The organism is Bradyrhizobium campsiandrae, from assembly GCF_014529705.1.
In the GTDB taxonomy this organism is placed as follows: Bacteria; Pseudomonadota; Alphaproteobacteria; order Rhizobiales; family Xanthobacteraceae; genus Bradyrhizobium; species Bradyrhizobium campsiandrae.
Map to the genome: position 1 here is coordinate 1 of NZ_JAANIH010000023.1, position 24,563 is coordinate 24,563.

Here is a 24,563-nt window from a genome sequence, read left to right on the forward strand (position 1 = left end):
GTGATCCGTCCGGCACCCCCGCCCGGCAGCGGGAGGCTCGACAGCTTGCCGTCGGGCGTGGGGCCCGGCCCGGGATCGGGAGCGCCGGGCACGGACTTCAAGTCGGCGAATTTCAGCGTCAGCGGCGTCAACATCAGGATTCGCTGGCTCGCCGCCGACGGCAAGACCGAGGTCGGCAGCATTACGCTGCTCAACAGCACCGGCCTTTCGCTGCCGACGGGCCTTGCAGCAGCTTCTAGCGGATCGCTCGCCTTCGACAGCGTCGACATCGTGTTCGGCGGCGGCGCCCAGACCATCGCCGGTGCGTCGGGCGTCGCGCTGAAGGCCTCCGACCAGGTGCTCCTCGCTGCATCCGGCAAGTTGACGCTCGGCGTCGGCACCGATGCCAATCCCGACAAGGTCAATCTCGGCATCGTCACGCCCAATGTGCTCGTTGCCAGCGCAACCGGCAGCGGATCGGGCTCGTTCACGCTGACCACGCAAGGCGATGTGAGCTTTGCCGACGTCGTTGCGCGGACCGGACTTGCCTCCCGGCCGACGGACAGTTCACAGATCGGCGGCAATCTCGCGGTGATCGCGAGCAATATTACGGTCGGCACCACGATCCAGGCCCAGGCCGGTACGGTGACGCTCGAGGCGACCGGCCCGAGCCTGAGCTTGACTGACGGCGCCTACATCGCCGCCGGCGGCTATGCCAAGGTGCTCGGAGACACCACGACTTACGCAGCAGGCGGCAAGGTGGTGCTGTTTGCGGATGCCGCTGGCGGCGGCACCGTCGCAACGAGCGAGAAAAGCGTCATCGACGTCGCCCAGCCCGTGGGCGGCATCGGCTATGGCGGCCAGATCCAGGTTTCGACGACGGCGGGCCGTGCCATTCTGCTGGGCCAGGTCCTCGGTCGCGGCGGGAACGGTCTCGGCGGCGGCTTCAAGGTCGATGCGAACAGCCTGCAACTCGCCGGCACCTTCGATCCGAATGTCAGGCTCGACCCGCTCGCCGACAGGCTGCTGGCTGGTGGCCTCGACGGTGCGATCGACATCCACACCCGAACCGGCAATCTCGTTCTGTCGAACGGGCACGTGCTCAAGGCGCACACGGTCGTGCTCACTGCCGACGATACCAATTGGGACAACGCAAACCCGGCGGCGCAGTTCGGCCAGATCACCCTCGCGGGCAAGATCGACGCGCGCGGCTATGACGGGGTGACGGCAGACGGCACCGGACAGGCTGGCGGGCAGGTCAGCCTGTACGGCGCGAACCAGGTCACGCTGGCAGGCACCAGCCTGATTGATGCGTCGACGTCGCATGCCGACGAGCGGGGCGGCGATGTCACCGTCGGGATTCCGTGGGCGGCGAAGGGCAAGATCCGCTTGCAGAGCGGCATGACGATCGACGTCTCTGGCGGCACGAAGGGCGGCCTGAGCGGCGGCACCGTCACGTTCCGCGCGCCGGTCGACGGCAATGGCGGCGCGAAAATCGTCGGGATCGATGCGAACGGCAGCGAACTTTCGGCGATCAGTCCGAACAACGTCCACATCACGGGCGCGCGCACAGTCGCTATCGAAGGCTTCCTCGCCATCGACACCAAGGCGAGCAATTATGGTGTCGACGGCTCGAAGCTCGGCTGGGACGGGCTGATCGATCCGGCCAATGCGTATGATGCCAATGGCAACCTGGTCACGACGGGGAATTGGACCGGCGTTACGGGCTTTCAGTTCACCGTCACCAACGGCGGCAGCGGCTACAAGGCGCCACCCCTCGTCAACATCAATTCCTTCGGCGATCTATCGAGTGCAATTGCGGTCATGGGCCTCGACGGGGTGACGCCGTTGACACTGAGCGCGGGCGGCACGCCGCTGACGCTGACCCCGAACCTGTCCAATCTCAAGGTGACATTCGACACTCCGACGAACGGCGGCTCGAACGTTACGAGGCTTGGCGCGCAGGGGATCGCGACCACCGATGCGAGCGGCGCTCTGACTATCCAGATCACGAACGCCGGCAGCGGCTACACCAACCTCACCATCCAGGCGCATGTTTTTGCGGCCGACGGCACCAAGCTTGCGGATGCGGTGGTGACCGCAGGTGGCCTGAAGGTGGTCGGAATCGCAGCCAATAGCAGCAAAACCTTCGCCAACATTTCGTCGGTTGCCTTCCTGAACACCGGCGCGCCGCCGTCCAGCGCCGCGGCCGTGGCCGTTGCTAAGACGTCGTCCCTCACCGGCAAGACCAATACGGCCGGCGCATTCGTGCTGACGCAGACCAACGCTTTCGCTTCGACGAAAGCGCTCGATACGGCGGTGTTCGCACCTGAGGGCGCTCACGGTCAGATCAATGATGCGATCAAGGTCTTCAGCCAGGGTGGTTCGACCCTGAACGGTCAGGACTACGGGTTCAGCAAGCTGATTGCGATGGTCACGCCGTTGGCCCAAGGGCTCGGTGCCGGTGTCGTCCACGTGCGGCCAGGCGTCGAGCTGGTGAATTCGGATTCCAGTATCAATTCCGGCAACATCACGGTGAAGGGCAACTGGAACCTGGCGGCCGGCACCGCCTACAATCTGCAGCCCAATGGCGGCAACGGCAGCAAATATGTTCACGTCGAGGACACGGCCGATGTGACGCAACAGAGCTATGTCACATTCGACTACCGGATGGCGGCAAATTATGGGACCGGGACGACGTCGATCGAAGCCGGTGCGCTGACCCTGCGCGCAACGAACAGTGTCATCATCGGCGGCTCGATCTCCGACGGATTCTTCCAGTTCGCCAACTATCTCGACACAAACTACAGCGCGGCGCTGGCCAGCTATATCAACAACAATACGCTTCGCGGTATCGATCCCGACACGACTGGCTCGCACTATCAATACTATCTCAATGCGAATGTTGCCGCGCCGATCGCACCGTATCGCTCGAGCGCCAACATTTCGAGTCCGACTTCCGCGGATCTGGCGGCAGCCGACCTGTTTCCCAACCAGCTCAACGTTTGTGTGGCCAATTGCGGCACCGCGAACGCCACCATCGTCACCGTCACGGATCCCGCCTCCTGGAGCTATCGCATCACAGCAGGCGCTAACTTGGCCAGTGGCAATCCCAATGCGGTCAGGTCTCTCGAGACCACGATCTACAATCCGAAATATGTGACGGCCTATGACAACACGTCCCGGACCCCCAGCGTCATCATGACGGGACAGACGTCGTACAATCAGACGGTTTACAACGGTGCGGGCGCGACCAGCACGAAATCGGTCACCCTGCCGACGATGGTCCGAACCGGGACCGGCAGTGTCAGCGTCAGCGCCGCCTACGATGTATTCCTCAGCGATCCCAACACGACGAGCCCGACTGCGAACAAGGACGCGCCCGGCGTCATCTATGCGGCCGGCGTCAACACGGCGAAGCTCCCCGATCCGCAATATAACGGCACCGCGATCGGCAATATAAGCGCGGACCCGAGCCAGCTCTTTCTCGAGCCAAGATTGCTGATGTACGGGAGCGATGGAGCGGTGTACGGGCCGCCGACGGCGGCGGCTTTCCCGCATATGGGCGGGGACGTCGCCGTCACCGCACAGAATGATATCGTCGGCTACAGCGCCGTGACCGACCCGTCGACCGGAGGCCTGGCCGCCAAGACGAGTTATCAGTTCTACAAGCAGTGGCTGCTCGCGGACGCCGGGCTGACACCGGCCGACATTGCGGCCGCAGCCTCGGTCAGCCTCAGAGGTCAGGGCGTATTCGCGCCGGGCGTATCGGCCATCGCGTCGCAGACCGCGTGGTGGATTGAATATAGCAGCTTCCAGCAAGGCATCCTGAGCGCCGGCGGCAACGCGACCGTCGTCGCCGGCCGCGACATCAACGACGTCTCGGTGTCGTTACCGACGACGGGACGTGTCAGCGGCGGCTTGTCGGCGTCGAATACGCCGGTGACGCATGTCTATGATAGCGGCAACATGGTTGTCAGCGCCGGACGGGACGTCCTCGGAGGATCGTTCTATGAAGGAGCCGGCCATGGAGCCGTCGTGGCGGGCCGCTCGATCGGCGCTACGAGCGAGAAGCTGGCATGGGCAGGCATAGACCGCAACAAGGCCGCCGTGCTGGTCGACAATCTGCCTGTGTTGGCCGTTGACCTTGGAATGATCCAGGTAAGGGCGGGAGCGGGGATATCGGTCGACGGCCCGATCAACCCGGCGGCCTCGCATCAGCAAGCCAGCAGCGCCGCAAATCCGGCCGGAAATACGACAGCGGTCTATATGGATACTTACGGTCCGCAGAGCGGCGCAACCCTGCTATCCACTGCTGGCAACGTCACAATCGGTATAGCGCCCACCGGAATTAATTCGAGCACATCGACGGTGTTTCCTGCCAGCTTCGAGGCGATCGCTCTCGGAGGCGACATTGTTACGACAGGCTTGTCTCTGCCAAACACAGCATCAATCAGTCCGCAGCCGGGCATGGTGTTGAGCGGATCGGAAAACGGTGAGTTTCAACTGCTGGCCAGCGGCTCGATCGACTTGACCTTTGGCTATGACCCAGCCAAGCAGCTGAGGCCGTATATTTCAGCCGGGCCGGCACTGCTCGACAAGGCGTTTGATCCATTCCGGCCCAACGCCTGGTACGGCACCCACATCGGAGATCCGAGCTACGGCGGCGGGTCCAGTAGCGTCGTGCTCGCCCATCAGAACGACGACAATATCGCCAGGATTGTGGCTCAGACCGGAAACATTGTCGCCGGCGGGCGCACCGTGGTCAACGACAACAACGTGGTCACGGCGTTGGTTCGCGTCGAGATCAACCGGCCCGCGGCGATCTACGCTGGCGGAGACATCACAGATCTCAACGTGATCGTGCAGAACATCAATTCATCGGACGTCAGCAGTATCGTTGCCGGTGGTAACATCAGCTATACGGGCTTGAACGCGGCGGGCGGCATCCAGGTTGCCGGTCCAGGTTTCCTTGTCGTCCAGGCCGGCGGCGACCTCGGCCCGTTCGTACCTGCAGCCCACAACACGACGACGGAAATCCAGGCACAGCAGGGGATAGCTTCGGTCGGCAATTCCAGCACCAGCCCGGTTGGCAACGCCTTCGTCATGCCAACTTCCAACGGCGGTCCGACGGGCATGTACAATTCGGCGCTGCTGGGGCCGTACAACAGCCCGTCTGCTCGCCGCAATGACCTGCTCAGCTCGAAGGGCGCCGACATCGTTGCAATGTTCGGCGTGAGCAAAGGCATCAATTACGATGGGGTGTTCAAGACCTATGTCGATCCTGCAAGCAACGCCAATGTGGCACACAACTATGTTGATGAACTGCGAGCGTTTCTGACGCGGATCGGCAAACCTGCGGATTCTGACCCGATCGCGGCCTTCAAGGCCCTGCCGGATCAGCTTCAGCACGTTTTCCTCGACCAGGTCTTTTTCGCCGAGCTCAAGGCCGTCGCGCAGAGCACTCAGGGCAAGGACGCGCTTCCGCGCGGCTATCAGGCGGTCGAGACCATGTTCCCGGCGAGCTTCGGCTATTCGTCCAGTGACGGCAGTTCGATCGTGAAGACGGGCGACCTCAATCTCCTCCATTCCACCATCCAGACCAAGCTCGGCGGTGACATCTCGATCTTCGGGCCGGGCGGCAACATCGTCGTCGGCTCGCTCGCGAGTGAGACGAACGCCAAACTCAAGCTGAGCGACATCGGCATCCTCACGCTCGGCGGCGGCGCCATCAACACTTTCACGGACCAGAGCGTGCGGGTGAATTCGAGCCGCGTGCTCACCACGCAAGGCGGCGATATCCTGATGTGGAGCTCGAACGGCGATCTCGACGCTGGACGCGGTTCCAAGACGACGCTGTCGTTGCCGCCGCTCCAGGTCCTGTTCGATCGCAACGACTACCAATCAGTCGATCTCGGCGGGTTCGTGACGGGCGCCGGCATCGCGACCTTGAAAGCCTCCCGTCTGGCCAAATCCTCGAACACCTATCTTCTGGCGCCGCGCGGCACCATCGATTTCGGCACGGCCGGTGTGCGCTCGTCCGGCAACCTGGTCGTGGTCGCGCCCGTCGTCGCAAACGCCAGCAACAACTCGGTGCAGGGCACGACGACCGGCATTCCGACCATCTCGGTGCAGAGTGTCGGGTCGGCGACCTCAGGCAACAGCGCGACCAAGTCGACCCAAACGTCTGATACGCCGACCGCCAGCGGCAACAGCAACCCGGCATCGGTCTTCATCGTCGAGGTGGTGGGTTATGGTGGCGGCGATGGTTCGGGCGCCGCGGCGGGCGGCGCCGCGTCGTCCCAGAACACGACTCCGGCCGCGCAGGGCAGTAGCGAAGACAAGAAGGATAAGGATGGCCAGCAATAGCGCTGGCCGCCGCCGGCCCAGGATTATGGCACGCGGCAGGATTGTGCGCGCAACAACGCAGATCCCCCCCCGCCACGATGCGTGAGACCCTGCCTCCGAAGTTAGCCGATGCGACCGCTCAGGCCGGCTCCTGCAGCAGGCTCGCTGCTGATCCTGTCGTGCGGTGCTTGACGGAATCGGACGGCGCCCCGCGCACATACAGAAAATCCGCCTGGGTCGGACCGACGCCCGCGGCGAAGAAGTGATTGTAGACGCCGCGCAGCTCGAAGCCGCGTCCGTGGAGGAAGGTCGTGATCTCGCTCGCCAAGGGCTGGCCTTCATAGAGCGTGACGAACGAGACCTCGGTATAGATCGCCTCGATCAGCTGCAGCGCGTCTTCCGCGCCCTTCAAAACGTCGAGTTCGCCGCCCTGCACGTCGATCTTCATCAGAATCGGGCGCGGCAATGTCTTGATGTCAATGACTTCCGACAGGCGCGCGACGCGCACCTTGGTCGCCGAGGTCAGGGTGATGCCGCTTGCCGCCGTCTGCACGGCGCCCGGCTTGAACAGCGAGGAGCTGTCGCGTTTGGAGGTCACGTAGAATGTGGCCTCGCCGGCGGACGCACCGAGCGCCAGCGTGTGACAAATGAGGGGCGCCGCGATCACGGATTTCACGACATCGGCTTCTGCCGGCAGCGGTTCGAACGCGTGGATCGGCGCGCTCGGAAAGCGGTCGCGCACCAGCAGGGCGAACTGGCCGCGATTGGAGCCGACATCGATCAGGCTGCCGACCTTGATGTCGTCAAGCAGCCTGCCGTGCTCAAGCGCGGGCATGACACGGCGGCGCAGCGCGGGCCAGAAGGCGGGCCTGAACATCGCGCGGAGATATTTCAGATAGCGATGTATGACGGCCTCCTCGCGTCAATGATCCGGCGATCTCGTGCCAAGGGCATCTGCGAGCGGCGATAGTGACGAGACGTTCGCGTAGCACGCGCGCCATGACCGTTTGATGTCGTGTCAGCGCTTCGCATTTCGGTTCAGCTGGCGGCGGTCGGGTCGGGCCGGTGTGTCGAGGTCGGCAGCGGCGGCGAATGCAGGCGGTGGCGGCGGAAACGAAAGGCGTCGGCGAGTTCGCGAGGCCAGTCGGGGCGCATGCAGGGACGTTCGATGAGGACGTAGAAGAGCAGCCCGGCCACGATGCTCGCGGGGATGAGAACCATCCAGCAGAGCAGGGTCGAAAGCATCAGGGAGTCGAGGTGTACCAGCCGAGCAATGATCTCCGCCCCGAAATGCATCAGCGGAAGATGGACTAGATAGATTGAATAGCAGGCCCCGCCGATGAGCGTGAGCCAGGGCCAGCTCAGCATGCGCCGCCCGATCTCGCCGCGCGCAGCTCCGACGAAGATCAGCAGGATGCAGCCGGCGCGGACCAAAGAATTGGCGATGCCGGCCGCGACGGCCGGTTCGGGCCTCAGGGCACTGAGATCTTCGATCCGGGGATCGAATACGCCGGTCATCAGCAGGCCGGCATAGCCGATGACAAGACACAAATCGAACCGACGCATGGCGGACAGTTGAAAGGGGCGAACGCGCATCGACCAGTCACAGACAAGAATGCCCAGGAAGAATCCGTAGCTTTCGGCCAGCAACGTATGCCGCAGCGGATTTTCACGGACGAGTTCGTTCTTGATCACCTCGCCGAGGACCAGGAGCGAAAGGCAGATCGCGGCGCCGAGCACGATGCGTGCGCGCTCGCTTCCGACCCGAAGATAGGCATACATGACGAAGGGTGCGATGAGATAGAATTGCACTTCGCGCTCGAGCGACCACGCCGGCGGGTTCAGCTTGGGGCTCTGCCCGAAGATGATGCCATGCGTGTAGGTCAGGCTCGCGACTAGGCTCTGCCAAAGCGGGGCCTGGGTGTAATCGAAATTCGGGGCGCGCGACGGGGTGTAGAGGCTGAGAACGAGGAAGCAACCGAGCATCGCCACGATGTAGGGCGGCTCGAGGCGCAGCAGGCGACGCTTGTAGAAGTGCGAAAGTTGCGGAGCTCTGTTCGAGAGAAACGGGTAGGAAATGATGTAGCCGCTGATGAAGAAGAAGAGCGAGACGCCAAGACCGCCCATCGGAAGCCATGCCGACAACAATGCCTCGTTGACGGCCGGATCGGACGAGATCCTCGCCCCTCGCAGCCCGGCATGGAAGATCAGCACTGGCATGATGGCGAGGAACCGCAGGCCGTCGATTTGGGGAACATAGACCCCGCTGCTCGTCACGCGTCCAAGGCGCCGTGGCAACTCCGAGAGGGCGGTTATGATGAGCGGCGTGCCGGGCATGTCCAATCCGGTCTTCAGAGGCTCATTCTAGTTGCTTGCTTGAACCGAGCTTATGATCGCGCCGAACCGATCGGCGATCTTTGCGATATCGAACGTGCTCTCGGCAAACGCGCGTCCGTTGGCGCCGAGGGTCGTCCGCTTTTCCGGGCTGTCCAGCAGTCCGTGGATCGCGCCGACGAAGCTTGGAATGTCTTCGACCGCGACCGCATATCCTGCATTGGCTCGGGTGACGATGCGCGCAGCAAGGTTTTCGAGCGGCGCACTTAGCACGATCGGCCGCCCTGAGCAGAGATAGCTCAGGACCTTGGAGGGGACCGAGAACGTGCCGGCGTCGCGTTCGAGCACGGCGATCAGGACGTCAGCTGCGCCGAGCACGTCCGAATAATGTTCGAAGGCCTGGAACGGCAGCACCAGCAGCGGCTCGCCCGGGATGCTCTTGGCCTCCTGTGCGAGCCAGCTGGCGTGCGGTCCTTCGGAGGTGACGACGATGCGCGTGCGCGGACGACCGGCCAGGGACTTCGCCGCTTCCAGAATGAGCTTGGGATCGTGCTTCAGGCCGATCGTCCCGGTATAGAGCACCACGTCGCAGTCGCTCAGGCCCTGGCTGCGGGCCCATTCGTTGGATTTCGGCCGCGGCGCGATCTCGTCGAGCGGAGCCCAGTTCTCGACCGTATGAATGCGGTCACCGCGGACGCCGAATTCCTTTTCGAGCGTCTCGCGAAAATCATCGGCGATGACGACCACGGCAGAGCTGCGATTGGCAGCGCAGCGCTCCAGGAACTGATAATATCGTCCAATCAGGCGGCCGGCGATGCCGAGCCGCGCGCCCAGCAGATCCTGAATTGCCTTGCTGTAGATGTCCTGCTGCCAGAAAATGAAGGGATAAGCCTTCCGCGCGCACAACCCGACGACCTTGTCCAGCGCATCGATGGGCAGGTTGCATCCGATCACGACGTCCGGCTTGAACGTCGCGATGCGTTCGGCGAGCGCCTTTCCGACCCGGACCTCCTGAAAGCGCCGCTTGACGAGGCCGTATTTCTTGAACGGCTTGCCAAACGAGAGCGGCGCGATCTCCAGACCTTGCGGGTCGCCCGGCTCGACCTGAAGCCGCCCCTTGGGCGTCTGGAAGTCGGAGAAGTAACTGTGCACGACCGTATTGCCGCGGCGCGCGAGCTCTCGGCTGAGCTGGACCTGGAAGGGATGGCCCGAATAGTCACATACGAAGATACGCACCGATCAGCCCCGCCGGATGCCCGCTTCCTAGACCTTCAGGTCGATCAGGCTGCGATGCTGTCGACCTCGTTCTTGCCGTTCACCTGGCCGTCGATCCATTGATAGGTCTGTTCCAGTCCGACGACGAGAGGCTGCGACGGCTCCCAGCCGAGCACTCTGCGGATTAGCTGGTTGTCGGAATTTCTGCCGCGAACGCCCATCGGCCCGGGGATGTGACGCTTGCGCAGTGTCTTGCCGGCGATGATCATCGCCATGTCGGCAAGCTGGTTGATCGTCAGCATTTCTTCGGAGCCGATGTTCACCGGTCCCAGGAAGTTCGAGCGCATCAAGCGGAGGGTTCCCTCGATGCATTCGTCGATGAAGAGGAACGATCGGGTCTGCTCTCCGTCGCCCCAGATCTCGATCGTATCGCCGTCCCGTGCCTCCGCAACCTTGCGGCAGATCGCCGCCGGCGCCTTTTCGCGGCCGCCGGTCCAGGTCCCCAGCGGACCGAAGATGTTGTGATAGCGGGCGACCCTGACATCCATCCCGAGATTGCGATGATAGGCGAGGTAGAGGCGCTCGCTAAACAGTTTTTCCCATCCATATTCGCTGTCGGGATTGGCCGGGTAGGCGCTGGCTTCCGACGTGACGGGAGCGCTCGGATCCTTCTGGTTGTGTTCCGGGTAGATGCAGGCAGAAGAGGAATAGAAAATGCGCTTGCAGTTCCGCTTGCTGGCGACGTCGAGCACGTTCAAATTGATCGTCGCCGAATTGTGCATCACGTGTGCATCGTTTTCGCCGGTGAAAATGTAGCCTGCACCGCCCATGTCGGCCGCGAGCTGATAAATCTCGTCGAAACGGCAATCGATGATGGCGCGGCAGCTTGCGGGATCGCGCAGATCGACGATCGCGAAGTCGTCGGCTTCGGTCGCGCTGTATTCTGGATATTTCAGGTCCGCGCCGCGCACCCAGTATCCTTCGCGCTTGAGCCGTGAGACGAGATGATTGCCGATAAAACCGCCGGCGCCGCAGACAAGAGCACGCTTCATGATCGTCTGTCTCACTTCATTCGCGTTATGTGATGTATAACGTTAAACTCACATGATGGTAAATAACATGCAGTTCATCGGCAGCGCAAGCTTGTTTGGTGTGCTACGCGCTTGCAAATGGACGGCAGCGAATACTTTGCGTAATCACCGATTTGTCTTCGATGCATCATAACTGTGTTATGTTGTCCCCGTTCAAGGCGAGGGTATCGGTGGTCGCTGCGTCTGCTCGTGGTCGTCGCGATTGAAGCTGGCGGGGCGACGAGGCGCGGATAGAGGAATCGATGCGCAGACAGATCGTTGCCGAAACCGGCGCTGGCACGGAACGCTTGTCGGCCGATGTTGTCCGCCGCGATGACGCGCGATCGGCGGGCAGGCGCTCGCAACGAGTGCGGCTGATCAACGTCGTCTTACTCGTTGGCGGATATGGACTCGGGCAGGGCGCGATCTTTGTGGTCCAGACTTGGCTGGTGGCGCGAGGCGCGTTCGAGCTGCTCTCGAGCTTCGGCACGCTGTTTTCGTTCGCGATGTTGAGCATCTTCCTGATCGATGCCGGTTCGACCACGACCCTGGCGCGTCGGATTGCCGGTCTGGCGGATGACGATGCGAGCGACGAAGAGATATGGCCCGTATTCTGGGCTACGGTCGTCGTCCGGGGAGGCATCGCTCTTGCGCTTGCGACGGGAGCGATCGTCTATGCACTCGGGTTCGCCGCCGACCTGTTCTCGCGATACTATCTGATGTCGATCATTCCCGGACTGGCGGTCTGGACCTGCAACGCGGTCGGGATGCTGGATGGACGGCGGCTGAGCGGAGTGAGCGGGATAACGGGTTCGCTCGCCTTCGCAACATCCGCGTTGGCACTCGTGCTCGCTGTGAACATGCCGCCGCCGGTTGCGGGTGGCATTCTGGGATCGGCGTTCTCGCTTGGCTATGTCCTGACCGTCGCTGCGCAGTGGGTGGCGTTGAAGCGCGTCGGACAGCGAATTCGGTTTCGGCGACCTGGCCTATCCGGGGTCAGGCAGGCGTTTCTGGATGGAGCGGCTCTGGTGTCGCAGTTCGTGCCAGGTCAGCTGATCCTGCGCGCCCAGCTCGTCATGAGCACCGTCTATCTCGGCGCGGAAAGCACCGCTCTGTTCGTCTACGCCAAGCAGGCCGTTGTCGCCACGACGATGCTGGTCGGCTTCATCATGCGCGTTGATTTTCCTGGCCTCGTCCAGAAACTGAAGCAAGAGGAATCGCCCGGACTCCGCACCCTATGCGAGGCCCAGAAGCTGGCGATCGCCACGGCCATTTTTTTTGCGGCGGCGATGTTCGTAGTCGGCATGGCGGCCCCGCTGATCCCGCAAGACAACTTGGCAAGAGCGGCCGAATTGTTGATGGCCTATGCGCCTACGATCGTCATTATCTCGATGGTGACGATCATGATGCAGGGTACCGCTGCGATGGGTGACTATGTCGCCGGCGCAAAAGCCATCGCGATCAGCACGTTGGTCGGGACGATCGCAAGCTACGCGGCGATCGGATGGTTCGGCATTTACGCGCTGCTGGCCGGCGAGGTGACGGGACACGGTCTGAGCCTCGCGTTGCTCTATGTGCACCTGCGACAGCGTAAGGCACGGTGATGGTCGAGCGTCGGCCGGCTACCTGCCGATCCTGCGCTCGATCACATTGCGGCGCTCGATCGCGGAAGTCACGCCGTCGTCGATTGTCAGGCCGACCCGCGAGGCGCCGATGAAATTGTCCTCTATGACGACGTCACGCACGCCGTGGGCGTTTGGAAGCGAGCCCTTGATCTCGATGTGAGCGTCCTGTTCAAGGCGATTGCCTCGCAAGATGATGGCGCGCACGAGAGGCGGCGATCCTGGCTTGATGTCGGTGCGATAGGCATGCACGCCGATCGCGGACTCTTCCGACAAAACGCTCCTGCTGGCGCCGGCACGATAGATGTTGCCTTCGACGATGCGGTTGTTCAGCAACTGCACCTGCCAGCTTGGCTGGAAGTGGTTGTAGAACAGACCGATCGCAAAGAACCCTCCGGTTCGATGTGAGGTATTGTCGGCAATGACGTGGTTCAGGCCGGTCCCATAGCTTTGCGCCGCGACCCCGCAGTCCTCGAATTGATTGCCGACGACGAGATAGTTCTGGCGCGCCTGGACCACCGTGATGGTCGACGTGGCATCGAGCGCGACCTGCAGCGTGCGGTCGAGACGGAGCCCGATCTGCGAGGATGTCGGGTCTCGTTCGAATTTCGCAACGCGGGCGGCCTCTCCGGCGCCCGTGCCGTCGACGACCAGGAGCGCTGCGCCGGTCCAATCAGAACTGACGGGATATTGGACAGGCGGATCGCGCAGCAGGACTTGCTGCGCTCCCCCTGTTTTCGCATGTCCATAATAATATCCTCCCGGGCCGTCCGTGGTCATCGCCTCGCGGTCCAGTCCGTAAATGCCTTTGAAGCTGTTATGGCCGACATAGACGTTTTCAGAGGCGCTGACCGCGTTGGACAAGGTGTTGATGCCGCCACCGTTACCCTGGAGGTCGCCGGCGGTGACCTGATTGTCTTCGAACACCACGCGGCTGGAGCCCGTGATCGAATACCACCCGAAACGTCCGTTGACGAGGATATTGCGGGCGACGACCGCATTGCTGGCCTTGAACAGATAAAGCGAGCGTCCGGTGCCCGCCACGTCGCAATCCGACAGCTCCAGCCGGTCGCCGCTCAATCTGATCGTATCGGGGCCGGAGTAGGGGAACTGGCGGTTGATGTCTGACATGCGGCGGAAGGTCGCCTCGAGGTCGAACGGCCCGCGAAAGGCAGAGGCGCGGATACGTACGCGCCTGATCCTAATGTCCGATGCATCGGGCGCCGGTCGGTCCCCGTCGAGAAAACCTCCGGCGATGACGTGACGATGATTGGATGCATAAAGCGTCATATCTTCGATTGAGAAACGGCTGGTGCCGCGGATCAGTGCCTCGGGCGGGCTGGCGAAATCCGGCCAGACGAGGTTGACAAGGTCCGTTGCTTCGCCCCTGAGGTTGACATTGGGCGGTATGACCAACCCTTCGATCACGATGTAGCGCCCGCGGGGAAAATACACGGTGCCGCCGCCGGCTCGCTCGGCTGCCGCAATCGCGTTTACGATGCCGCGTGTGCTGTTTGCAGCCCCGTCCCCGTTGGCGCCATAGGCGCGCACGTCGAACTCCTGCGCGGTCACTGCCGGGCTGCGTTTGACTTCGATGGTCCCGGCGTCGACCCGCTCGTGCTCTCCGCCGGCGCCGTTGGAAAGGCGAAGCCGATAGGTGCCGGGAGATATATTCGCCGGCAGCGAGAACCTGCCGCGCCAACTGTCGCCCCCCTCGAACGTTGCAGCGATCGTCGCGGCTCCGCTCACCGGCGTCAAGTCAAGGCTCGCATGTTCGGCGCGACGAACGATATTGCGCCCGAATAGCTGGATCGATCCGTCCGGAGTGACCGCGTCTCCCAGCGATCCCTGAACCCAATAGACATTGGGCAGATTGAGGCGGCCGGAGAGTGTCTTTCGCGAAGCGGTCAGGGTGAACTGATAGATTCCCCTCTCGAATTCGCGCGGAACGGTGAATTTCAGGGATTGCGGCGAAACCTGCAGGACCGGCACGGTCAGCATCGATGTATCGACACCACCTGACTCGCGATCCGGAATGCGGCCGACCGTCACTTGCGTCACATCGCCCAGCTCGGCGCCGGTGACGAGGACGGTATCGTCGGGACCGACGGGGTCATTGAACCAGAATATCGCCGGCTGTGCGGCCCCCTGTGCGATCGACAGGCAGGCGATCACGCTCGCAAGTCCGAGCGAGAGCATCGGTTTCAAGATTGCCGAACGCACCAGCTGTGATCTCCTGATTGCCGTTGCCGGTGCGCTCCGGAGCCGCACTGGGCGCGGAGTTTTCCGGTTCCCCTCAGCAACACGGATAGCAGGACAACCTTGTCGGATTTTGACAGGCGCGTGGGGCGTAAAGAGCGCGTCATCGATTTGTCCGCGTATGATCATTGATGTGTTACATCCGTCTAGTCTAAGGGCGCGCCGAGTTATATTATCATAACATATCGGACGGGCTTTCGCCCAGAATGCAGGACTCTGAAGGGAAACCAGCAACATGCATCGTCTCGTCTTGAAGCGGCTCGTCATGTCCACGGCTCTGGCGGTCTCTTTGTGTGTTTCTGCTCCCGGCGCGCTGCAATCGGCCGAACAGTCCGGCGATCCCGTGATCGCCCGCGTCAACGGCATCGAGATTCGCGAGAGCGACGTCCGTGCCGCAGACAAGGAAATGGGACGCAACCTGGGGCCTCAGCAGGAAGGGCGCCGCGACGAGGTCATCAAATATCTGATCAACACGCTCATGGTTGCGTCGGCTGCGGACAAGAGCGCGCTGGATGAAGCGGAGATTCGCACCCGGCTCGAGTTCGTCCGCAACCGCGTCATCTCCGAACAGGTGATCAGGATCGCCGGTCGCGATGCAGTCGCCGACGATCGGGCCGTTCGCAAGAAATACGACGAGTTGATCGCCAAGATGTCGACCGATCGGCAGTATCACATCTTCGTCCTCGATTTTCTGTTCCAGGGTGCTGGAGGCGAATCTGCTGCAAAGGCCGCAGAGGAAAAGGTGAGAAACGCGCGTCAACGCATCGCGAACGGCGAAGCTTTCGAAGCGGTCGCGCGGGAGTTGTCGGACGATCCGAGCACCAAGGCGAATGGCGGCAATCGGGGCTATGTCGCACTGAACGGCCTCGGCAAGGAGTTCGCCGAAGTCATTCCGCTGCTGGAAAACGACAAGGTGTCGGAACCGATCAAGACAAAGGTCGGCTGGCATCTTGTGAAAGTTGTGGATACGCGCGCGCCCAGCATCCCTGATTTCGATCAAATCAGCGACCGTCTGCGTGATCAGATGGCCCAGCAGGCGCAGTCAGATCTGATCGAGAAGCTGCGCGCGGAGGCACGTATCCAGCGCTTCGACGAAACGGCGTCAGGGCAAGCCGCGCCGACGCGATAATTCGTTGGCGACGAGCTGGCGCGATAGGGTGCGCCTGCTCGTCACGAGATGTGTTCGCCCATGGAAACGAGAAGCGGCGCGACTTGCCGATCCGGCGCTCGACAATTTTCCTGCGCCCGGAAATTCTTCGCCGTTCGCTCTCCGATTGATGGCGTATCCGATTGATGGCGCAATCGATTGCTGGTGATTGGCGCCGGCGCGCTCGGGTTGCGGTGAGTAACGTTCACAATAACATAAATCACAAAATCAAAACATGGTTATCACATATCGTCTCTATGGTGCCGGCACCCGAAGCGCAACGACGCTTGGCTCGGGAACGCGTCGAGTTCATCGAACGCTTTTTGCTCAGGAGATCGTAATGAAAACTATGACTCGTCTGCTCATGGCCTCGGCCGCCCTGGCGTGCCTTGGGTCGACCTCGGCGTTCGCCGCCGGCAGCAGCCACCCCGCCGGTTCGCCTGACCCGTACACGAATCCCGGTTTCTCGATCAACATCATCGGCGGCGGCGCGACCTTCCCGTCGATCGTGTATCGCGAGCTGCAGGACTGCAACTTCCATCCGCTCGGGTACGGCAACACGACCGGTCCGGGCTGGTACGACATCAACCCGAACTGCCCGTCGGCTCCGTTCGGCACCGCCAGCCGCAACTATCTCTGGTTCTATTATGCTCCGACCGGCTCCGGCAACGGCAAGGCCGCGATCAAGTCGAACTCAAACGCCACGCTGACGAGTCCGATCACCACCTCGATTCCCTACACCTCGAGCGTGATCCCGACCTATCCCTACAATCCGGCATTCGGCTATCACTATTCCGGCAGCGACGACGTCTGGAACTTGGCCGACCAGACAGCCTGGAATGCTACGGGCGGTCCTGGCAGCAAGTTCGGCAATCTCATCCAGATTCCGGCGGTTGCCGGCTCGGTCGCCATCATCCTCAACGGCCAGGATGCCACGGGCACCAACCTGGCGGAACACGGCAGCGCCGTGACCGGCTCGAGCAGCGCGATCAACCTCAGCCGTCAGGCGGTGTGTGGCATCTTCGCCGGCAAGATCACGAAGTGGAATAACCCGCTTCTGACCTCGCTGAACGGCGGCGTCGCGATGGGCAACGGGCAGATCACCGTCGTGCATCGCTTCGATGGCAGCGGCACGACCTTCCTGCTGACCAACGCGCTGCAGGAGCAGTGCCGCGCCGTCACCGGCCCGGATGAATCGACCCCTCCGGTGACCGTCTCCTACGCCTTCCCGTGGGGTGACCAGACGACTTGCCCGGCTCTGCCGCGCGGCGCCAACACCGTCAACTGGCCTGATCAGTTCACCACCGTCTGCTCGAACGCGAACCCGACTCCGGCCGGGGCGGCGTTCACCAACTCCGGTGCGAACGGCAGCCAGTCGCTGGTCAACAAGGTCCAGTCGACTCCGGGCGCCATCGGCTACGTGTCGCCTGACTTCGCCAAGCCGATCACCGCAACCGGTCCGAAGGCCGCCAACCTGCAGAACGAGTTCGACGTCAGCACCAACTCCACCGGCACCCCGACCTTCGTGGCTCCGACCGTCGCCGCGACGACCGCTGCCATGAGCTCGGTCACGCCGGTGTTCGACAGCACCACGCGCGGCAACCCGCTCGCGTGGAGCTTGCAGGGCGTCGTGCCGAACCCGGTTCTGAAGGCGGCTTACCCGATCGCCGGCTTCTCCTGGCTCGAACTGTACCAGTGCTACAACACCGGCAACAACATCCCGGTGCAGCTGCTCGAGTTCGTGTACACCCTCTACGGCACCGGCGGCTACAAGGCCATCATCGAATCCAACGGCTTTGCCCAGGTTCCCGGCGTCTGGCTGAACGAAGTCTACGCGCTGCTCAGCGACGACAACCTCCGTCCGCTGAACGACGCGACCGGTGCCTGCACGGGCAAGGTCGGCGCGAAGTAAGTCGTCCGACCTTCCATCACGTCTCGAGCATGGATGTGCACCCGGTCCTTCCGGGTGCACATTTCATTTTGGACGAGGGGTGAAGATTGCGCTCGGCGGATTTGAAGTTCGAGCGCGGTCTTCGATCGCGCGCGGTGAGGCTCGAGATGTTCAGCGGCGCCCGCGAATATCGGTCAATCCCGCTTCTGTCAGGACCGCGCGCGACAGACCTCAAACATCCAGCGCGAACCCGGTGCGGCGTTGAATTTCCGCTCGCATGGCTGCGGGATCCTCGATCCCCTCCAGGGCCCGCTCGAGTTCGTCGATCTTCGCGCCGACCAGCAGCCGATACCAAAATCCTTGCAGGCAGTGGTACAGGATGCCTTCCTTGCCGTCGAGGAATCCGAGGCGGAACACCATGCGATAGAACAGATAGGCCGGCGTGCTGATCTGATAAGGGATGCGGTTGTAGAGCTTCTCCTTGATCCAGCGCGTCAGCGCGGCCTGCCGCGATCCTTCTTCCGCGACGAGATCCACGTCGCGCCGAAACAGGCCGCGGCGCTGGTTGATCACGTCGATCGCCTCGCGCGTCGCGTATTTGTTGTGCTTGTCGGTGAAGAACGTCAGGTCCTTGAGATTGTGGTCGGCAAAGCCGCCTTCGATGGTCACTGTCTGGCCGCCTGACAAGATCATGTGTTCGTCCATCCAGCGATCCTCGATACGACCGTGGCCGCGCCGCCAGATCCGCAGCAGCACGAGCGGATAGCGTCCGCCGTGGCGGATCCATCGGCCCAGGAAGATGTGCTTGCGCTTGAGGTTGATGCCGACGACGTGTTTCGGCAGGGCGGGCAGGTCGGTGCGCAGGCGCTCCGCCAGGTCCGGTTCGATGACCTCGTCCGCATCGAGCCGCATGATCCAGTCCGCCGCGATTGGGGCGTTGTCCAGAGCCCATTGAAACTGCTTGGCGTAGTTGATGAAAGGATGCTGGATCACTACGGCGCCGTGAGCCTTGGCGATCTCCACCGTCCGATCGGTGGAGAAGCTGTCGATCACGAACAGCTCGCTCGCAAAATCAGCAACCGAGCTGAGTGCCCGGCCGATATGCCGTTCCTCGTTGAATGTCAGAATGACTACCGCGAGAGACATGACAAGGGGGCCTTTCCAACCCGCGCCGGCCGGTGACCGGAAGCTTGCGCCCTGCCATGCGCGCGCGACCCGGCAGCGTTCCGGGCTGGGCGCAGCATCCGGATCACCGTCGATGGTTCGAAGGACAGCGCGCCATGTCGGCCGGCTGCGTTGCGATGTATCATATCATGTTCGCCCAATGTAACATATCTACCTAACCGGTCGCCGGGGCTGCCGAAGCTCGAGCATGCGACGATAGGCGCCGACCTGCGATCGGCCGTGCGCCGCGTATGAGTATCTGGCGGCCGCGACCAGCGCCTTGGATTGTAGCGCGCCGTATTGCTCGGCAGTCAGGCCCGTGCACCATTCGAACGCTTCCATCAGCGGCTCGGTCCCGACCGCAACGACCAATCCGCAGCCGGTCGCCCTGACGTCGTCGGTCACGCCGACCCTCTCGGTGACGATGACGGGAATGCCGCGGACCATGGCTTCCGCCGCCGCCATTCCGAAGCACTCATATTCCGACGCAAGCACCAGAAAGTCGATGTCGCGGAAGAACTTCTCCCGCCGCTCTTTCTTCAGGAAGCCGAGCCAGTGCAAATTGTCGCTGCCGTCCGCGAGCGACTTCAGGGCTCGCTCATAGGCATCAGGTCCGCTTCCTGCGAGGTGCAGTCGCACGCCGCCGGTCCGGGCGCCCGCGCCAACGATGTTCTCGAGGTTCTTCTTGGCGTGAAACCGCCCGAGGTAGCCGAGCTGGATTTCCGGCGGCGCGACAAGGCCGGAGCGGACCGAAACGGGAGCCGCGCCGTCGAAAACCGGATGCGGAATCACGATGGAGTTGCGATGAGGCGGCGAGTCCCGCTGCTCCAAACCGGACGAATGAACGATGCAGCCTGCCAGCACCAGATAATAGCGGGTGAGGGCCTGCTTGATAAGGCCGCGGACGCGAGACCTTGTTCTGCGGCGCTCTTCGAATGTCAGCGTCTCGTGCGGCGTCACGACGCTGCATCGCCCTCTGATCTTGGCGATCAGCACCGCGACGATGCTGATTGGCACCCAGCAGCCGTCGACATGGATGACGTCGAAATCCCTCGCGCGTCGGTAGATCAACGCACAGGCGGCGAGAAAGTCGCGGGCCACATGCACCTTGATGCCGTTGGCGACGAGCCGCTGGTGGTCGGGAAAGGTCGTGACATCGGCGTTGGTCGGACGAAGGGTCAGGCACTCGATCGTGGCGCCCGCCGCGGCGGTCGAGACGACGGCCGCACTGAAGACGCTGGGGGGCCCGCCGGTTGCCGGATCGAGACTGTCCAACACCCGCAGAACCCGCATGAAACCTGAACCCGTGTCCCCATGAGCTAGCAGGGCTGTCTAATGGGAACGTGTGATAGTTTGATGATGTTATCTTGTGCCGACGGCGATGTGGTGTCCTTGATAGTCTGGCTCGGACGCCTGGCGGCCGGGACGAACGGCCCCTCGCCGGAGCTTCGCGAGCCGATCCTCAACGAGAACAGCATCAGGATGACGGTGACGCCGTGGACGTCGCCGAGATTGAACAATTGCGGCTGAAAGAACGACGCGAACGTGACGGCCACGAGCCCGGCCGCGCGCGCCGCGCCGAGGCGACGCAGATCAGGCACCGTGTCCGGCATGCGGAAGATTTCGACGATCGCGCTGAGCGTGATGGCGAGAGTTGCGGCGATCGCAAGGCTTCCACCGAGGACGCCGAACTCGAGCAGCCAGCGCAGATAACCGTTGTGGCCTGCATCCTCGACGGGGGGCCGCTTGAATCCGAGACCAAAGGGAGCTTCGGAGATCGCCTCCAGCGCGCGGGCCCATTGATCGTCCCGGCCGGTAAAGCCGGAATCGAGATTTCGGGAGGGATCGTCGAGAGCAAGGACATCCTTGAATACAGTCGCAACCAGGATCAGGCAGGTGACGATAGCGACACCCATCAACGCCGTGCGGGACCCGAACGGCCGCGCGCTGAGTTCGAAGATGAGGTAGGCTAGGATGCATCCGATCACGGCGAAGCGCGAGCTCACCGCCGCAGCCAGGACCAGCGAGACAGCCTTCACGGCCATCATCGGATATCCCCGGCGGAACTGCGATGTCACAAATGCCGCAAGCATGATTCCGCCGAACGCATTCGGGTGGATGCCGCCCACCATGCGTCCTTGAGGCCAGCCGAAAACGGCGATGGAGAAGACGCCGAAGGCGACGAGCACAATGCCGATTCCGCCGAGGCAGTTTGCCAGGGCATCGGGGGGCATGGTCCAGAGTCCGGAAAGGCACGCCGCTACGAGCAGCAGGGCCAGGGTATAGGCAGTGCCTTCGAGAACCGCGGTCTCGGGCCCGTGAAATTGCAGGGCCAGGGACGCCAGGATGATCACGACGATCGCCAGCTGCGCCGGCGTAAGACGGCCGAGGGCTTCGGCGGCGCGCATGGGCGCGAGGATCATTGCGGCAGCAACGAACAGGAGCAGTCCCGCGCCCTGGTAGATCAGCACCTGGTTGCTGACGATTTCGAAAGCATCGACCGTGGCGATCGGGAAGCTCAGCAAGGCGTACCAGACCCACAGCGCGACCATCAGAAGCCCGTCGCGCCAGTCGTCGCGTCGCTGCGAGACCGCCTGCTGCGCGGGAAGCTCGACTGTGCTGCTCATGTGTCTCGCCGGCATCGTTGCTGACACCGCGGGGCGTCGTGATCCGAAAATCGAAGATACAATCTGGATATCGGCTGCGCAAATCAAGGATTCCGTGCGCAGCTCGTCTCCGCCACGCAATTTCACATTTCTGTTAGTCGGAGCCGATATAACATATCATTACGTCGTGAGGCGCCGGCTTAACCGGCTTGCCAGGCGCTCCGGGCGACGAAAACGAAAGATCAGTCCTGCGTGCCGCAACGATCATATTCCCACAGCCAAGAGAGCGCTGTCGTCCAGCGCTGGGCCTATCTGTGCGGCGTGGCGTCGATGTATGTATCGAGATTGTTCCGGCCGGAAGATCTCGGTGGCCTGGCGCTCGACCTCAAATTCTATGAGGAGACTTATGGCCGGGAAGGGGGCGGCGAACTGCGCGACGCACGCATCCTGGAACTCGGCTTCGGGCAGCGCCCGCTTCGCCTGATCTTGCTGCAGTCTCTCGGATATGATGCTCGCGGTATCGATCTGGACCAGCCGCTGTACCGTCTCAATGCCGTGAGCGTAGCCGCGCTCTTCCGATCGAATGGCTCGCTCCGCGCCATCAAATCGTTGGTGCGCAGGACGATCTTTGATGGATCCGAGTACCGGAATCTCGCGCGGTTCGTCAGTCACCGATATGGCAGGCAGCTGACGCTCGACGCCAGCGCCCTGGTCACCGGTGATCTCGCCGACGCGTCCGCCTGGAGACGGGCGGGCGAGCGGTTCGACTTCATCTATTCCGAGGACGTTTTCGAACACATTCCGCGGCAGGCATTGCCGCAGGTGATATCGCTTATGGCAGACGCCATGGAGGATCATGCGATTGCCGTCATCGCGCCGATGATCTTCACGGGAATCGCCGGCGGTCACGACCTGGATTGGTACCCGCATCGCGTCGACCGCGAGGATCGTTCGCGTGGCCCCGCCTGGGGCCATCTGACGGGTGAGAACAGCCCCGGTGATACTTTCCTGAACAAGGTGACGCGGCGGGAATTTCGGGACTTGTTCAGCAGCCGTTTCGACATCGTTCGGGAAGAACGGGTCCGCGGCGACCTGGGTCGCCAGCATTTGACCGATGAGCGCCGCCAGAGGCTCGCATCCTACGACGAGGATGAACTGTTTTCGAACAAGGTGCGTTTCGTTCTCCGTAAGAAGGCGCCGCGATCTTAGAGCCGTGGCGCCGGTCGGCGGCGGCCTCAGCGGCTCCATTATGTTAATAATATATCATGATTATGTGATTGTCTCCGTGGCGACATCGGACGCGTCTGAGAGCCGAATTTGCCATGACGGACGTTGTGAACTCTCGTGAGACGAATGCATTCACGCGCGGACTCGCTGGGACGCGTTTTCACGTCCGTCTGGAAGCCGTCGAATCCATTTGTGCCCTGATCGATATCCTGACCGTCGCCGGCGCCGGCCTCCTCGGTGGGTGGCTTTACAAAGTCGTGCTCGATGGTGGCGGCGGCGGTGGCGATGCATCGATGCACGCGGCCTTGGGTTTGGGTGCTGGCCTGGCCTACGCGCTGGCCGCGCACGGGGGCGGTCTCTACCGGACGGGCGAGCTACTGAAGGGCGGGCATGAACGCGAACAGATCTGGGGCAGCTGGTGCCTCGTCGCGCTTGCCCTGGCGATGACGGTCATCCTGTTCAGAGCCGGCGATCGGGCCTTGCTTGGCCAATTGGGCGTGCTGTTCGGTCTTGGCGGCATCTCCCTTCCGCCGTCGCGTCGCATGGTCAAGCGCTGTCTTCTCGCTGCGCTTCGTCGCGAGTTGGTTCGAGGCCCGCGCGCGGCCGTCATCGGCACCAAGGACGAATTGGCACTGATGTCGAAGAGCGAGCTTCTGACCCGGTTTGGTTGGGATGAGGTCCGGCGCTTCAGCTTGCCGTCGGATGGCTCGTGCGAAATTCCGGAGATCATGCGAGATGAGATCGTGACCTGGCTGCGCAGCGCGGCGGTCGAGGAGGTGGTTCTTGCGCTGCCGTGGTCGCGCCCGCGCCATATCCAGCATGCGCTCGCGGCCTTGCGGGTGTTGCCGTTACCGGTCCATCTGCTACCCGACTCATCGCTCTCGAGGCTGCTGGATGGCCAGACGGCCGTGTCGCGGCGCCTCTACGTGCTCGATCTGCAACGTGCGCCCCTGACGAGAGCCGAACGAGTCATGAAGCGCATGCTGGATCTGACGGTGGCGGCAACCGCTTTGGTCTTGCTGTCTCCCATCCTGTTGATGGCCGGAATCGCCGTCGGGTTGAATTCCAAGGGGCCGATCATCTTCCGTCAGCGACGAGCCGGCTTCAACGGCAAGCCGTTCGTGATCTACAAATTGCGCACGATGAAGGTGCTGGAGGATGGACCCGATGTTGCCCAAGCGACAAAGTCGGACCCTCGTATCACCAGCGTCGGTCGCGTGCTTCGTCGGAGCAGCATCGATGAGCTGCCGCAACTCTGGAATGTCCTGCGCGGACATATGTCATTTGTCGGGCCGCGCCCGCACGCATTGGCGCATGACGACCAATACGGCCAAGTCATCGCCAACTATGCCTACCGCCATCACGTCAAGCCGGGAATGACCGGTTGGGCCCAGGTGCAGGGCTTTCGCGGGGAAACGGCCGAGCTCGCATTGATGGAACGCAGGATCATGCTGGATCTGTGGTATATTGATAATTGGACGTTACTGCTGGACTTATGGATTATTTTCGCGACCGCATTCGAACTTGTGCGGCGCAGGAACGCTTATTGAAGTCGATTTTTCCGGCCGATCTGCGCGTGTTAACGACCGTTAATTTGAGCCGCGCTGTTATCGGGCTTAGCGTGATCGCGCTTGACAACGTGCCGACAGGGTCCCGTGTCGGCCCGGTATCGTCGGCAGCGATCCTTGCGGCTATTGAAAA

14 protein-coding genes are annotated in these 24,563 nt (G+C 62.5%); 6 read left to right on the forward strand and 8 right to left on the reverse strand.

All coding sequences use genetic code 11. The features are described 5' to 3' along the window. Window positions 1-45: 45 nt before the first annotated feature. A complete protein-coding gene (locus G8O24_RS18415) occupies window positions 46-6,348 on the forward strand; it encodes a filamentous hemagglutinin family protein (RefSeq protein ID WP_210324907.1) in 6,303 nt (2,100 codons plus the stop codon). 118 nt (window positions 6,349-6,466) lie between these two features. Here G8O24_RS18415 and G8O24_RS18420 read toward each other — a convergent pair whose 3' ends face one another. From G8O24_RS18420 to G8O24_RS18435, 4 genes are all read right to left on the reverse strand, one after another. Beyond that, window positions 6,467-7,204: an FkbM family methyltransferase gene (locus tag G8O24_RS18420; RefSeq protein WP_188101686.1), complete on the reverse strand. Its 738-nt coding sequence runs from the start codon at window positions 7,202-7,204 to the stop codon at window positions 6,467-6,469. 161 nt (window positions 7,205-7,365) lie between these two features. Further along, complete coding sequence (locus G8O24_RS18425) at window positions 7,366-8,664, reverse strand: acyltransferase family protein (RefSeq protein ID WP_188101688.1); 1,299 nt, start codon at window positions 8,662-8,664, stop codon at window positions 7,366-7,368. 27 nt (window positions 8,665-8,691) lie between these two features. Further along, complete coding sequence (locus G8O24_RS45610) at window positions 8,692-9,897, reverse strand: glycosyltransferase family 4 protein (protein WP_188101689.1); 1,206 nt, start codon at window positions 9,895-9,897, stop codon at window positions 8,692-8,694. 44 nt (window positions 9,898-9,941) lie between these two features. Beyond that, window positions 9,942-10,928: an NAD-dependent epimerase/dehydratase family protein gene (locus tag G8O24_RS18435; protein WP_188101691.1), complete on the reverse strand. Its 987-nt coding sequence runs from the start codon at window positions 10,926-10,928 to the stop codon at window positions 9,942-9,944. Window positions 10,929-11,209: 281 nt separating this feature from the next. On the opposite strand from G8O24_RS18435, the gene G8O24_RS18440 reads away from it, so the two are divergent. Next, a complete protein-coding gene (locus tag G8O24_RS18440; RefSeq protein ID WP_188101693.1) occupies window positions 11,210-12,550 on the forward strand; it encodes a polysaccharide biosynthesis protein in 1,341 nt (446 codons plus the stop codon). 18 nt (window positions 12,551-12,568) lie between these two features. Here the strand turns inward: G8O24_RS18440 and G8O24_RS18445 are convergent, their stop codons facing one another. Next, window positions 12,569-15,187 (reverse strand): glycosyl hydrolase family 28-related protein, encoded by a 2,619-nt coding sequence (locus tag G8O24_RS18445; RefSeq protein WP_188101695.1) that lies wholly within the window; start codon window positions 15,185-15,187, stop codon window positions 12,569-12,571. On the opposite strand from G8O24_RS18445, the gene G8O24_RS44355 reads away from it, so the two are divergent. Both G8O24_RS44355 and G8O24_RS18455 read left to right on the forward strand, forming a co-directional pair. Then, a complete protein-coding gene (locus G8O24_RS44355) occupies window positions 15,171-15,956 on the forward strand; it encodes a peptidylprolyl isomerase (RefSeq protein WP_188101697.1) in 786 nt (261 codons plus the stop codon). The two genes, G8O24_RS18445 and G8O24_RS44355, sit on opposite strands and share 17 nt — an antisense overlap. Before the next feature lie 358 nt (window positions 15,957-16,314). Further along, entirely contained in the window at window positions 16,315-17,886 is a 1,572-nt protein-coding gene (locus tag G8O24_RS18455; protein ID WP_188101699.1) for a substrate-binding domain-containing protein, read from the forward strand. 210 nt (window positions 17,887-18,096) lie between these two features. Here the strand turns inward: G8O24_RS18455 and G8O24_RS18460 are convergent, their stop codons facing one another. The 3 genes from G8O24_RS18460 to G8O24_RS18470 all read right to left on the reverse strand — a co-directional run bounded on the left by G8O24_RS18460 (window position 18,097) and on the right by G8O24_RS18470 (window position 21,656). After that, window positions 18,097-19,011, reverse strand: a complete 915-nt coding sequence (locus G8O24_RS18460; protein WP_188101701.1) for a glycosyltransferase family 2 protein — start codon at window positions 19,009-19,011, stop codon at window positions 18,097-18,099. Between the two features lie 189 nt (window positions 19,012-19,200). Continuing rightward, window positions 19,201-20,322, reverse strand: coding sequence for a glycosyltransferase (locus G8O24_RS18465; RefSeq protein WP_188101703.1), 1,122 nt, complete (start codon window positions 20,320-20,322; stop codon window positions 19,201-19,203). Between the two features lie 26 nt (window positions 20,323-20,348). Continuing rightward, window positions 20,349-21,656 carry an O-antigen ligase family protein gene (locus G8O24_RS18470; protein ID WP_188101705.1) on the reverse strand — a complete coding sequence of 436 codons (1,308 nt, stop codon included), beginning with the start codon at window positions 21,654-21,656 and terminating at the stop codon, window positions 20,349-20,351. Between the two features lie 231 nt (window positions 21,657-21,887). On the opposite strand from G8O24_RS18470, the gene G8O24_RS18475 reads away from it, so the two are divergent. Next, entirely contained in the window at window positions 21,888-22,844 is a 957-nt protein-coding gene (locus G8O24_RS18475) for a class I SAM-dependent methyltransferase (RefSeq protein WP_188101707.1), read from the forward strand. Between the two features lie 113 nt (window positions 22,845-22,957). After that, a complete protein-coding gene (locus G8O24_RS18480) occupies window positions 22,958-24,412 on the forward strand; it encodes an exopolysaccharide biosynthesis polyprenyl glycosylphosphotransferase (protein WP_188101709.1) in 1,455 nt (484 codons plus the stop codon). Window positions 24,413-24,563: the final 151 nt, after the last annotated feature.